9 protein-coding genes and 2 tRNA genes are annotated in these 12,912 nt (G+C 57.1%); 2 read left to right on the forward strand and 9 right to left on the reverse strand.

Annotation, left to right across the window (positions count from 1 at the left end):
* Positions 1 to 140: 140 nt before the first annotated feature.
* Positions 141 to 1,271: a carbon-nitrogen hydrolase family protein gene (locus H8F22_RS29965; protein WP_194941037.1), complete on the forward strand. Its 1,131-nt coding sequence runs from the start codon at positions 141 to 143 to the stop codon at positions 1,269 to 1,271.
* A gap of 3 nt (positions 1,272 to 1,274) precedes the next feature.
* The gene (locus H8F22_RS29970) at positions 1,275 to 2,315 is read left to right on the forward strand and encodes an AraC family transcriptional regulator (RefSeq protein ID WP_194941038.1); all 1,041 of its coding nucleotides are present in this window, start codon (positions 1,275 to 1,277) and stop codon (positions 2,313 to 2,315) included.
* 343 nt (positions 2,316 to 2,658) lie between these two features.
* Here the strand turns inward: H8F22_RS29970 and H8F22_RS29975 are convergent, their stop codons facing one another.
* The 9 genes from H8F22_RS29975 to H8F22_RS30015 all read right to left on the reverse strand — a co-directional run bounded on the left by H8F22_RS29975 (position 2,659) and on the right by H8F22_RS30015 (position 12,881).
* Entirely contained in the window at positions 2,659 to 3,498 is an 840-nt protein-coding gene (locus H8F22_RS29975; protein ID WP_027926066.1) for a DUF2242 domain-containing protein, read from the reverse strand.
* A 229-nt stretch (positions 3,499 to 3,727) separates the two neighbouring features.
* Positions 3,728 to 5,599 (reverse strand): SurA N-terminal domain-containing protein, encoded by a 1,872-nt coding sequence (locus H8F22_RS29980; protein WP_027926067.1) that lies wholly within the window; start codon positions 5,597 to 5,599, stop codon positions 3,728 to 3,730.
* A 233-nt stretch (positions 5,600 to 5,832) separates the two neighbouring features.
* Positions 5,833 to 6,105, reverse strand: a complete 273-nt coding sequence (locus H8F22_RS29985; protein WP_027926068.1) for an HU family DNA-binding protein — start codon at positions 6,103 to 6,105, stop codon at positions 5,833 to 5,835.
* A gap of 149 nt (positions 6,106 to 6,254) precedes the next feature.
* Positions 6,255 to 8,651, reverse strand: a complete 2,397-nt coding sequence (gene lon / locus H8F22_RS29990) for an endopeptidase La (RefSeq protein ID WP_027926069.1) — start codon at positions 8,649 to 8,651, stop codon at positions 6,255 to 6,257.
* Between the two features lie 161 nt (positions 8,652 to 8,812).
* Positions 8,813 to 10,096 (reverse strand): ATP-dependent Clp protease ATP-binding subunit ClpX, encoded by a 1,284-nt coding sequence (clpX, locus tag H8F22_RS29995; protein WP_007946893.1) that lies wholly within the window; start codon positions 10,094 to 10,096, stop codon positions 8,813 to 8,815.
* Positions 10,097 to 10,208: 112 nt separating this feature from the next.
* Positions 10,209 to 10,844, reverse strand: coding sequence for an ATP-dependent Clp endopeptidase proteolytic subunit ClpP (clpP, locus tag H8F22_RS30000; RefSeq protein WP_027926070.1), 636 nt, complete (start codon positions 10,842 to 10,844; stop codon positions 10,209 to 10,211).
* A gap of 93 nt (positions 10,845 to 10,937) precedes the next feature.
* Complete coding sequence (gene tig, locus H8F22_RS30005; protein WP_027926071.1) at positions 10,938 to 12,248, reverse strand: trigger factor; 1,311 nt, start codon at positions 12,246 to 12,248, stop codon at positions 10,938 to 10,940.
* Positions 12,249 to 12,643: 395 nt separating this feature from the next.
* A tRNA-His gene (locus H8F22_RS30010) sits at positions 12,644 to 12,719 on the reverse strand.
* 77 nt (positions 12,720 to 12,796) lie between these two features.
* Positions 12,797 to 12,881: transfer RNA gene (locus H8F22_RS30015), tRNA-Leu, on the reverse strand.
* Positions 12,882 to 12,912: the final 31 nt, after the last annotated feature.

Raw genomic sequence — 12,912 nt, forward strand, 5'->3', positions numbered from 1 at the left:
GAGACCCACGTCGACTTCATCAGCATGAAAAAAACGCACAAGGGATGGAAATTTTTTCTCCAACCCATTGATTTGCCATACCCTGCGATTCTAAACATACTGAAAATCCATGCCTGCACACGGCCGTTGACTGCTTCCCCATGCGCAAACTTCTGTACCTGACCTTTTCAATGGCGATCATTGCCGCCCTTACCACTTACGCGATGTGGGCCGCGGATCGTCCGGTGGGCCATTACCTGTCGGACTTGCGTATCAACCTGGCCATCGATCAAGGCACGCCCGCCGATCGCGGCAACCTGCTGGGCATCCAGCCCGAACTGTTCCCGACCGACTATCAAAGCCCCGAGCGCCTGCACCGCAAACTCGCGGCGTATTTGCAGAAGGCCCAGGATCAGGGCCTGCTGAACGACAAGACCATCGTCGTGCTGCCCGAACATGTCGGCACCTGGCTGATGGTCAGCGGCGAGAAAGATGAGCTGTACCAGGCGACGACGCTCCAGGAAGCGATGAACTGGCTGGCGGCGAGCAATCCGTTGCAGTTCGTTCGTGCACTGATCAGCGCCAAGGGCGACAGCCGGGTCGACGATGCCCATTTGCGGATGAAAGCCAAAGGCATGGCCAAGAATTATCAGGCTCTGTTCGGCGGGTTGGCGAAGGAGTTTCATGTGACGCTGGTGGCAGGCACCATCGTGCTGCCGGAACCCAGCGTGATAGACGGCACGCTGAAAATCGGCCGCGGTGCGCTGTACAACAGCAGTGTGATCTTTGGTCGTGATGGCCTGCCGATCGGCCAGCCTCAACGCCAGATGCACCCGGTGTTCGAGGAACCTGAGGACATCAAGGCCAGTGAACAACAGGCTCTCACCGTCATCGATACGCCGGCCGGACGCCTGGGCGTGTTGATCGGCAGCGACAGTTGGTACCCGGACAATTACCGCAAACTCGATGATCAGGGCGTGCAACTGGTCGCCGTTCCGGCGTACGTCATCGGCCGTGACACCTGGGATAAACCGTGGCGCGGTTACCGCGGATTGCCGACACCCGCCTCCGTCAGCCTCAAGCCCGGCGAACTGAGCGAAGGTCAGGCCTGGCATCGCCTGACCCTCACCGCCCAACCGCCCGCGAGCCGGGCCATTGCCGGCATGAGCGTGTTCCTGCGTGGGCAGTTCTGGGACAAGGGCAGCGCCGGGCAAAGTTTTCTCAGCAACAACGGTCAACAGTTCGCCGACGGCAATGCCCGCGGCGCGCGGTTGCTGAACCTCTGGTTGTGATCCATGAAACCGCTACCGATGCGCCTCGGGGATTTATCGGTGGGTTTCGTCCATAGCCTGGCCGATGCCGTACACAGCCACGGAGTAGACCCGCAGCCGCTGCTCGACCAATACGGGCTGGACGCGGCCCGGTTGGCGGAGCCCGGTGCCCGGCTGTCGATCCCACGCTATATGCGTTTGGGCCATGGGGCGATTCAACTGACGGGCGACCCCGCGCTGGGTTTGCGCATGGGCCAGCTCAGTCGCCTGAGCCAGGCCGGCCTCGCTGGCGTCACGGCCGCGCAGGCGCCGACGGTTCGAGAGGCCGCACGCTGCCTGATTCGTTTCGAAGCCTTGTACGGCTCCAACTATCGCGGTCAGTCGAGCTTTCATGAAGACGCTCAGGGCGCATGGCTGCGCTTCTATTCCATCAGCCCCTACAACGCCTACAACCGCTTTGTGGTGGATTCGATCATCGCCGGCTGGTTGCACCAGTTGTCCAGCATCAGCCCTGCCCCGCTGCGCGCAGAGCGCATCGAAATCGAATTCGACGCGCCGGAATACCGCGAGGCCTATGCCCTGCTGGGCGATTGCCCGATCCAGTTTGCTGCCGAGCACAATCAACTGCGCCTGAGCCTGGCCAGCCTCGCCCAACGCAACCCGGAACACTGTCCGAGCACCTGGCGGCATTTGCTGCAACTCTGTGAACGGGAACTGGAGCAGCTGACGCGCACCCGTAGCCTGCGTGAACGCATCACTCAGTTACTGGGGCCGTTGCTCAATGGTGGCCGGGAACCCGACCTGGAAGAAGTGGCGGCACGCCTGAAGCTGCCCACCTGGACCTTGCGCCGCAAACTGGCCGAAGAGGGCACGCAATTTCGTGCGATTCTCAACGACACCCGTCGCGACCTGGCCATGACCTACATCCGCGATACCGAACTGGCGTTCGGAGAAATCGCCTACCTGCTGGGTTTCGCTTCAGCGGAAGCCTTCCAACGGGCCTTCAAGCGCTGGAACGGCCAGACACCCGGCGAGTTTCGCCGCAGCCATCGCCAATCCGCTTGACGCTTACAGCTCTGTAGCGTCTTCGGCGGGTTCCAGCGGGTCCAGTTCAAACGCCTGGTACTCGAGCAGTTCTTCTTGATAATCGTCCATTTTTGAATCCCCCAGCGCTCGTTAAAAAAATGCCTGAATAAATGACCAGCGCCTTGAGCATAAAGTGCCCCCGTGAAAGAAAAATGACGCGGGCGCACCGCTCAGCGGCTACTTAATAAAACGTAGCAGTCGGTCAGGAATTTATCACAGGATTTTTTCGACACAGGCTGTAGGACTGCAGCCTGACTGACGCAGATCAACGTTAAGCGCCTACAGGATCGGTGTCGTCTGACCCGACCCCATGGATAAACGCTTACTGACCAGAGATGGGCATGGCCGGAATCGGCTCGCTAGGTGGCGGCAGGTCCGACTGTGGTGGTGGCGTGACCGCTTCTGCGGTCGGTGCCGGTTCACCGTTTTGTGCTGGGGTAATCGGTGCGGTCTCGGCCGGCGGAGCAACCGGTTCAGAGGCCGCAGGAACCGGTGCAGGCTCAGCAGCCGGTGCGGGTGCGGGTGCTGGCGTCGGTTCCGCAGGCGTTGGCGCCAACGCTGCAGGCGCCGCTTTGGCCTCAGGCACGCCCAGGTCAGTCTTTGGCTTCTCGACGATGTGTGCGGCTTTCTTCGCTTCCGGAGGCAGGAACAATTCGACCAGGGTGAAAAAACGCTCGTAGAACTTGGCTGACGAAACGGTTTCGCTGGCGACCTTGACCATCGAGTCGTCGGACGAGCCGATCGGCATCGACACCGAGCCCAACACACCGACACCCAGGCTGGCGGAGTTGTTGGTTTTCTTCAGCGCATAGCGGTCCTGCAAGGCGTTGGCGAACATGGTCGCGTGGTGCCCTTCGCTGCCGTCATCGGCGCAGACCACACTGAAGCTGATCTCCATGTGCGTGTCGCCGGTCTGCTGGAAACTCTTGTGCCCGCTGATCAGCTTGGGATCGCTGCTGGTGATGATGTAACCCTGGCTGAGCAAGGCACGACGTGCGGCTTCGCAGGTCTGCGCATCGCTTACGGGGTAGTTGCGCGAAAAGGTGCCGGAGTCAGCGAAGTTCTCATGCTCATAAATCGCGGCTTTCTTGGAGGAGCAGCCGGCAGCAGCAGCGAGCACCAGTGCCAACCCGACGAGACGCATGGGAATTGATTTAAACATTGAACATCCTGAGGAAAACGGTCCGGGGCGTATTGTGCAACAGATCGATGCTTAGCGGAGCATCGATTAGTGTCTTAAAACAGATACAAGTGTAAAGACTCCCAATGACGGGAAAAGGTCGCTCCACACCCGCTTCCGGCGACGGGTAACCGTTTAAGTTTCCCTTTAGGCATAAAAAACCCCGGCCTTTCGGCCGGGGTCTTTGTGTAGCGAGACGCTTAATCAGTCATCAATAACGCTTGATGTCCGCTTCGCTTTCCAGCTGCTTGCGGTAAGCCGCGAAGTCTTGCTGGCCAATGCGCGAGGCGAGGAAGCGGCGATATTGAGCCTTCTCTTCTTCGGTCGGCGCGGCCGCTTCGTTCACGTTGTTCAGACGCACGATCACCAGGCTACCATCGGCCAGGGTCACGTTGCTGAAGGTCGGCTTGTCCTTGGCGGCAGGCTTGGGCATCCGGAACAGCGCCTGCAACACAGTTGGGTCAACCCCTTCCTGAGCGCGGGTAGCCGCTTCGGTCACTTTCCAGCTCTGGCCGTCGATCGCCTTGTCCAGCGGGGTCTTGCCGTCGCGCAGGCTGGCAATCAGCTGCTCAGCCTTGGTCTTGGCGGCAGAGCTGGCGTGCTCCTTGGCCAATTGCGTGCGGATGGCCGTGTTAACGGCTTCCAGCGGCAGCTGTGCGGGTTTCAGGTGTTCCTTGGCGCGCAACACGATCACGGTTTCCGGATCGAGTTCGATGGCGGTGCTGTTGGCACCCTCATCCAGCACTTCAGGACTGAACGCAGCGGTTACTACTGCACGGTTGGCCGCAATGCCCTCACCGCCTTCACGACCAAATGGCTTGGAGGTGTGGATGGTCAGTTTCAGGTCTTGCGCCGGCTGGGCCAGATCGGACGCTTCGAACGAGGCGTCTTCCAGTTGCTTGGTCGCCTCGACGAAACGCTGCTCGACTTGCTGGGTTTTCAGCTCGCGGGTCAGCTTGTCTTTCAGGCTGGCAAACGTCGGCACTTCAGGTGCTTCCACACCCAACAGCTTGATCAGGTGGAAACCGAAGTCGGTACGAACCGGCTCGGAAACTTGATCCTTGGCCAGCGAATACAGGGCTTTTTCAAAGGCCGGGTCGTAGACGCCCGGACCTGCGTAACCGAGGTCACCGCCATTGTTGGCCGAACCCGGGTCCTGGGAGAACTCTTTGGCCAGGGCCTCGAATTTCTCGCCTTTAGCCAGGCGTGCCTGGACGTCTTCGATCTTGGCCTTGGCTTGCGCCTCGGTCACTTTGTCGTTCACTTCGATCAGAATGTGCGCAGCCCGACGCTGTTCGGACAGGTTCGCGGTTTCTTTCTGATACGCCGCTTGCAGGTCTTCGTCCTTCACGGCGACCTGATCAAAGAAGGAAGCCTTCTTCAATTCCAGGTAGTCGATGACCACCTGATCCGGCGTCATGAACTCCTTGGCGTGTTCGTCGTAGTAGGCTTTGACTTCTTCGTCGGTCAGCTTCACAGCCGCCGGGTCAGCCTTGACGTTCAGGGAAGCGAAATCGCGGGTCTGTTTTTCCAGACGGGCGAAGGCCAGTACCTGAGCGTCAGTGACAAAACCGCTACCGGCCAGGCCAGCGCGCAGCTGACCGATCAGCATTTCCTGAGCCAGCATCTGGCGGAACTGCATACGGCTGTAGCCGAGCTGACGGATCACCTGGTCGAAACGCTCCGGGCTGAACTTGCCGTCGACCTGGAATTCAGGCGTCTGCAGGATCACTTGGTCCAGGGCAGCTTCGGAGAAAGCGAACTTCGAGTTCTGTGCGCCTTGCAGCAGCAATTTGCGATCGATCAAGCCTTTGAGGGCCGATTCGCGCAGCATTTTTTCATCGAGCAAGGAAGCATCGAAATCCTTGCCCAGCTGTTGCATGAGCTGACGGCGTTGCATATCAACCGCCTGGCTCAGCTCGTTCTGGCTGATTTCTTCGCCATTGACCTTGGCCGCATCATTGCTGTGCGTCGTGGCCTTGAAAATGGCATCGAAACCGGTCAAAGCCATCAGTGCAACGATGACCCCGATAATGGTCTTGGCAATCCAGCCTTGTGAATTGTCCCTGATATTCTGCAGCATGCGTCCCCCAGAAACGGTTGAACTTCAAAATTAGGCAACCGTGGAGCGTGGGTAGAATCCGGATAGAAGAAAGGCGCATCCGGGGATGCGCCTTCTCGTAACTGGCGGAGCGGACCGAGGGTTCGAACATGCGACCCTCGGCGTCTCGGACCGGCAACTTGCCGACTGGACTACCGCTCCGCTGCCAGGTCAGGCATGACCCCGACCCGGATAGGCAAAAACCTGAATCGAACTTAGTTGACAGCTTCTTTCAGTGCTTTACCGGCTTTGAAACCTGGTTTTTTGGCTGCTGCGATTTCCAGAGTCTTACCGGTCTGTGGGTTACGACCGATGCGAGCTGGACGATCAGTGACGGAGAAAGTACCGAAACCAACCAGAACAACGGAGTCGCCAGCCTTGAGAGCGCCAGTGACGGATTCGATTACTGCATCCAGGGCTTTACCAGCGCTGGCTTTGGAGATGTCCGCAGATACGGCGATAGCATCAATCAGTTCCGACTTGTTCACTCTAAGTCCCCTTATATCTATTTGAGTATGATTCTAAGTTTTTTTGGTGAAAACAAAAACGAGTGCTGAATGGCCTACAGACACTTAAGAGCCGCTTTATAACAAGGGCTCTAAAAAGCTGTCAAGGAAGCCACCCGGCCAAATGCGTACTAATGCGTGCTAATTCTTTCCTTAGAGTCAGACTCGCGTTTTTCATCCTTTGCAACGATCTCTGGAGCCACATCAGGCAGCGGCTCCGGCGCGTATTGCAGCGCAATTTGCAGGACCTCGTCAATCCATTTAACCGGTTTAATCTGCAGATCTTGCTTGATATTGTCAGGAATTTCCTTCAAATCGCGTACGTTCTCTTCAGGAATGATCACTGTCTTGATCCCGCCACGGTGAGCAGCGAGCAGTTTTTCCTTCAGGCCGCCAATTGCGAGCACCTGGCCGCGCAAGGTGATTTCACCCGTCATCGCAACATCTGCGCGCACCGGAATCCCGGTCAGTGCCGACACCAGGGCCGTGCACATGCCCACACCGGCGCTAGGGCCGTCCTTAGGGGTCGCCCCTTCCGGCATGTGGATATGCGTGTCGCGCTTCTCGTGGAAGTCGAGGGGAATCCCCAGGCTCTTCGCACGGCTGCGGACCACGGTCAGTGCTGCGGTGATCGATTCGACCATCACATCACCCAGGGAACCGGTCTTGATCAACTGGCCCTTGCCCGGAACGACCGCAGCTTCGATGGTCAGCAGTTCGCCGCCCACTTGCGTCCACGCCAACCCGGTCACCTGACCAATCTGGTCCTGCGATTCGGCCAGGCCGTAGCGGAATTTACGCACGCCCAGGAAGTGTTCGAGCATCTCGGCAGTCACTTTCACCGAGAAGCGTTTTTCCATCGCATGTTCTTTGACCGCCTTGCGGCAGACCTTGGCAATCTGGCGCTCCAGCCCACGCACACCGGCTTCGCGGGTGTAGTAGCGGATGATGTCGCGGATCGCTTCGGCGTCGAATTCCAGCTCGCCTTTCTTCAGGCCGTTGGCAGTGATCTGCTTCGGCGAGAGGTATTTCACGGCGATGTTGATTTTCTCGTCTTCGGTGTAGCCCGGCAGGCGAATCACTTCCATCCGGTCCAGCAAGGCTGGCGGAATGTTCATGGAGTTCGAGGTGCACAGGAACATCACATCGGACAGGTCGTAGTCGACTTCCAGGTAGTGATCGTTGAAGTTGTGGTTCTGCTCGGGATCGAGCACTTCCAGCAACGCCGACGCCGGATCGCCACGCATGTCGCTGCCCATTTTGTCGATTTCATCGAGCAGGAACAGCGGGTTGCGAACGCCCACCTTTGTCATCTTTTGAATCAATCTTCCTGGCATCGAACCGATATAAGTACGGCGATGCCCACGGATTTCGGCTTCGTCACGCACGCCACCGAGGGCCATGCGCACGAATTTGCGGTTGGTGGCGTGGGCAATCGACTCCGCCAGCGAGGTTTTACCCACGCCAGGAGGACCTACCAGGCACAACACCGGGCCACGAATTTTCTTCACGCGCTTTTGCACGGCGAGGTATTCGAGGATCCGCTCTTTGACTTCTTCCAGACCGTAGTGGTCTGCATCGAGAATGTCTTCAGCGCGCGCAAGGTCCAGGCGCACTTTGCTCTGAGCCTTCCAAGGCACCTGAACCAGCCAGTCGATGTACGAACGCACCACGGTCGCTTCTGCGGACATTGGCGACATTTGTTTCAGCTTGTTCAGCTCACCCTGGGCCTTGGCCAAGGCATCTTTCGGCAGGCCGGCAGCATCGATGCGCTTTTTCAGCTCTTCGATTTCGTTGTGGCCTTCGTCGCTGTCGCCGAGCTCTTTCTGAATGGCCTTCATCTGCTCATTCAGGTAGTACTCGCGCTGGCTGCGCTCCATTTGTTTCTTGACGCGACCGCGAATGCGTTTTTCGACTTGCAGCAGATCGATCTCGGCATCCAGCAACGCCAGAACGTGCTCGACCCGGGCCGACAAATCGATGATTTCGAGGATTTCCTGCTTCTGTTCGATCTTCAGGGCCATGTGCGCGGCCATCGTGTCGACCAGGCGGCCTGGCTCGTCGATGCTGTTGAGCGACGACAGGACTTCAGCGGGGACTTTCTTGCCCAACTGCACATATTGTTCGAACTGAGCCAGCAGGCTGCGCACAAACACTTCCGACTCGCGCTCTGGCGCGTCGACTTCATCGATCAACGAGACTTCGGCACGGCAGTGGCCGTCCACTTCGCTGAAGCGCTCCACGGCGCCCCGCTGCTCGCCTTCGACCAGAACCTTTACAGTGCCGTCAGGCAGCTTGAGCAGCTGCAGAACGGTCGCAATCGTACCTACGCGATAAAGTGCATCTTCACCGGGATCATCGTCAGCAGGGTTTCTCTGAGCCAGCAGAAGGATCTGCTTGTCGCCCGTCATCGCGGCCTCGAGGGCTTCGATGGATTTCTCGCGCCCCACGAACAGCGGGATAACCATGTGCGGATAAACCACAACATCACGCAATGGCAGGAGAGGCAATTCGATGGTTGTCTTCATGATTTCGCCTCTACGGCGGCCATAAGGCCGGAAACAGATGGAAGTAAGCTTGAAACCAAGATGGGGGCTGCCTTCAAAAAAAACAAGCGCAAAGACAGTGATAAAACGCAGTAAAAGCAAAGGGGCCCGAAGGCCCCTTCTTTGTACCCGCTGCGTGACGCTTAAGCGTCTGGCGCGGCCTTGGCAGCAGGCTCACTGTTTTCGTAGATATACAGTGGCTTGGACTTGCCTTCTATAACGCTTTCGTCGATCACTACTTTGCTCACCTCGGACTGCGAGGGGATTTCATACATAGTGTCGAGCAATACACCTTCGAGAATCGAGCGCAGTCCACGGGCACCGGTCTTGCGTTCCAGGGCACGTTTGGCGACCGATTTCAGTGCGTCGGCCCGGAATTCCAGGTCCACGCCTTCCATCTCGAACAACTTGGCATATTGCTTGGTCAGCGCATTTTTCGGCTCGGTGAGAATCTGCATCAACGCAGCCTCATCAAGCTCGTCCAGCGTGGCAAGTACCGGCAGACGACCGACGAATTCCGGGATCAGACCGAACTTGACCAGATCGTCAGGCTCGACTTCACGCAGGGACTCACCGACTTTCTTGCCTTCTTCCTTGCTGCGCACTTCCGCGTTGAAACCGATGCCGCCCTTGGTGGAACGGTTTTGAATAACCTTTTCCAGACCGGAGAACGCACCACCGCAGATGAACAGGATGTTACGGGTGTCGACCTGAAGGAACTCCTGCTGCGGATGCTTGCGACCACCTTGAGGTGGAACGGAAGCAACCGTGCCTTCGATCAACTTGAGCAGGGCTTGCTGCACGCCTTCACCGGAAACGTCCCGGGTGATCGACGGGTTGTCAGACTTGCGCGAAATCTTGTCGATTTCGTCGATGTAGACAATGCCCATCTGGGCTTTTTCTACGTCGTAATCGCACTTCTGCAGCAGCTTCTGAATGATGTTCTCGACATCTTCACCCACGTAACCCGCCTCGGTGAGGGTGGTTGCGTCGGCAATGGTGAACGGAACGTTCAGCAAACGAGCCAGTGTTTCGGCAAGCAGGGTTTTACCCGAGCCTGTCGGGCCGATCAGCAAGATGTTGCTCTTGCCGAGTTCGACGTCGTCATTCTTTTTGTCACGCTGATTCAGGCGTTTGTAGTGGTTGTACACCGCTACGGCCAGAACCTTTTTCGCACGCTCCTGACCAATCACGTACTGATCAAGGATGCCGCTGATTTCTTTAGGCGAAGGCAATTTATGCGCGCTGCTTTCGGCCTGGGCTTCCTGCACCTCCTCTCGGATGATGTCATTGCACAGGTCGACGCACTCGTCGCAGATAAAGACCGAGGGGCCGGCAATCAACTTGCGTACTTCATGCTGGCTTTTGCCACAGAAGGAGCAATAGAGCAGCTTGCCGTTGTCCTCGCCGTTGCGGGTGTCAGTCATTCGTTCGATCCAAATCCGATAGGCTTGCAACACAAGATGAAGGCTATTGCGGGCTTTTTCAAGCCCGCAGGTGGTCGGACCTGCCGACCAACCTTATTTTGAGCTGCTTATTTTAAGCGGGGCGCTGGCTGATCACTTCATCGATCAACCCGTAATCACGCGCAGCTTCTGCACTCATGAAATTATCGCGGTTGGTGTCGCGCTCGATTTCTTCAAGAGTGCGCCCGCTATGCTTGGCCATCAGCGTGTTGAGACGCTCGCGAATGAAGAGGATTTCCTTGGCATGGATTTCAATATCCGAAGCCTGGCCCTGGAAACCGCCCAGTGGCTGGTGAATCATCACACGCGAGTTCGGCAGGCAGTAACGCTTGCCCTGCGCACCGGCCGTCAACAGGAACGCGCCCATGCTGCACGCTTGACCGATACAGGTGGTCGACACGTTTGGCTTGATGAACTGCATGGTGTCGTAGATCGACATGCCCGCAGTCACCGAACCGCCCGGCGAGTTGATGTAGAGATGGATGTCCTTGTCCGGGTTTTCCGCTTCAAGGAACAGCAATTGCGCACAGATCAGGTTGGCCATGTAGTCCTCTACCGGACCAACCAGAAAGATCACTCGTTCCTTGAGAAGGCGCGAGTAGATGTCATAGGCGCGCTCGCCACGAGCAGACTGCTCGACAACCATCGGGACCAGGCCGCCTGCGGCCTGGATATCAGAGTTCTGCTGAATATACGAATTACGGAACATGCTCTGCAGTCACTCCCAAATAGTTATGTCTTGAATACGCATAAGCCAGCACGAAGGCTGGCTTATGGTGTGTGCTTCTTACCGCAAAAACGATCAGTCGGCTTGTGGAGCTTCTACCGGCTTGACTGCTTCTTCGTAAGAGACCGATTTGTCGGTCACGCTAGCTTTCTGCAGAACAGTATCCACAACTTGTTCTTCCAGCACAACCGAACGAACTTCGTTCAGTTGCTGGTCGTTCTTGTAGTACCAGGACACAACCTGCTCAGGCTCTTGGTAGGCCGAGGCCATTTCCTGAATCATTTCGCGAACGCGGGTTTCGTCAGGCTTGAGGTCGAATTGCTTGACCACTTCAGCCACGATCAGACCCAGTACAACGCGGCGCTTGGCTTGTTCTTCGAACAGCTCGGCCGGCAGTTGGTCAGGCTTGATATTGCCGCCGAACTGCTGAACAGCCTGCACGCGCAGACGGTCAACTTCGTTGGACAGCAGAGCCTTAGGCACTTCGATCGGGTTGGTGGTCAGCAGACCATCCATTACCTGATTCTTGACCTTGGATTTGATCGCCTGACGCAGTTCGCGCTCCATGTTCTTGCGAACTTCGGTGCGGAAGCCATCCAGGCCAGTTTCCTTGATGCCGAATTGAGCGAAGAATTCTTCGTTCAGCTCTGGCAGTTTCGGCTCCGAAACAGTGTTCACGGTGACGGTGAACTCGGCAGTTTTACCAGCCAGATCCAGGTTCTGGTAGTCAGCTGGGAAAGTCAGGTTCAGAACACGTTCTTCGCCAGCTTTAGCGCCAACCAGACCGTCTTCGAAGCCAGGGATCATGCGGCCGGAACCCAGCACCAGCTGAGTGCCTTTGGCGGAACCGCCAGCGAACACTTCACCGTCAACCTTGCCGACGAAATCGATGTTCAGCTGGTCTTCGTTCTGGGCAGCGCGATCGGCCACTTCGAAACGGGTGTTCTGCTTGCGCAGGATGTCCAGCATTTTGTCCAGATCGGCATCAGCCACGTCAGCGCTCAGGCGCTCTACGGTGATACCTTCGAAACCGGCAACGGTGAACTCAGGGAACACTTCGAAAATAGCGACGTATTCCAGGTCCTTGCCCGCTTCGATCGACTTAGGCTCGATCGAAGGTGCGCCAGCCGGGTTCAGCTTTTGCTCAACAACAGCTTCGTAGAAAGAAGACTGGATCACATCGCCCACGGCTTCTTGACGCGCATCAGCACCGAAACGGCGCTTGATTTCGCTCATTGGCACTTTGCCTGGACGGAAGCCAGCAATCTTGGCCTTTTGGGCAGTCTGCTGCAGACGCTTGTTGACCTGAGTCTCGATGCGCTCAGCCGGCACGGTGATGCTCATGCGGCGCTCAAGAGCAGAAGTATTTTCAACAGAAACTTGCATGGATATTCCTCGTTGCACAGACGTTAGCCGGCCGTTTCCGACCCCAGAATCAAGGGCATGCATTCTAGTGGGTCAAACTCAAGAAGTCACCCTACTGAAAACGGGTAAAAACGCAGCAGGCAATTTATAGGTGCGAATGCACGAATGCACCTCGCTCCAATGGCAAACACAACCGATCACGCCAGGGCCCTGCGCCAACCCTCCTATATATAGAAGAGGTTGCCAATCATCTCCCTGACAGCCGATCTTGCGAACAAGGCCGGCGAGCAGCGCGGCATCATCGAGCAACACAAATACGACGAAACGCCCTGCCCCTGCGACTCAGAACCTGCAGTCGCTGAACCCGCCAAAACAAAAAAGGCGCCAGACTGTTAAATCTGGCGCCTTTCGAAATATGGGGTGGACGAAGGGGATCGAACCCTCGACAACGGGAGTCACAATCCCGTGCTCTACCAACTGAGCTACGCCCACCATATTGCGTGACAAAGAAGTAAAACAACTTCCCTGCTGACCCCAACCAAGCCAATCGGCATGAATGAAGCTTTATTTGGTGCGGATGAAGAGACTCGAACTCTTACGCCTCGCGGCGCTGGAACCTAAATCCAGTGTGTCTACCAATTCCACCACATCCGCGGGTTGAAGCTGTTAAAGCAAAGGCGCCAGA

Source organism: Pseudomonas mucoides (genome assembly GCF_015461845.1).
Taxonomy (GTDB): Bacteria; Pseudomonadota; Gammaproteobacteria; order Pseudomonadales; family Pseudomonadaceae; genus Aquipseudomonas; species Aquipseudomonas mucoides.

Excerpts from the sequence above, each read along its gene's own strand:
- H8F22_RS29965 (WP_194941037.1), top strand. The coding sequence starts at position 141 with ATGCGCAAACTTCTGTACCTGACCTTTTCAATGGCGATCATTGCCGCC.
- H8F22_RS29970 (WP_194941038.1), top strand. The coding sequence starts at position 1,275 with ATGAAACCGCTACCGATGCGCCTCGGGGATTTATCGGTGGGTTTCGTC.
- H8F22_RS29975 (WP_027926066.1), bottom strand. The coding sequence starts at position 3,498 with ATGTTTAAATCAATTCCCATGCGTCTCGTCGGGTTGGCACTGGTGCTC.
- H8F22_RS29980 (WP_027926067.1), bottom strand. The coding sequence starts at position 5,599 with ATGCTGCAGAATATCAGGGACAATTCACAAGGCTGGATTGCCAAGACC.
- lon (WP_027926069.1), bottom strand. The coding sequence starts at position 8,651 with ATGAAGACAACCATCGAATTGCCTCTCCTGCCATTGCGTGATGTTGTG.
- clpX (WP_007946893.1), bottom strand. The coding sequence starts at position 10,096 with ATGACTGACACCCGCAACGGCGAGGACAACGGCAAGCTGCTCTATTGC.
- clpP (WP_027926070.1), bottom strand. The coding sequence starts at position 10,844 with ATGTTCCGTAATTCGTATATTCAGCAGAACTCTGATATCCAGGCCGCA.
- tig (WP_027926071.1), bottom strand. The coding sequence starts at position 12,248 with ATGCAAGTTTCTGTTGAAAATACTTCTGCTCTTGAGCGCCGCATGAGC.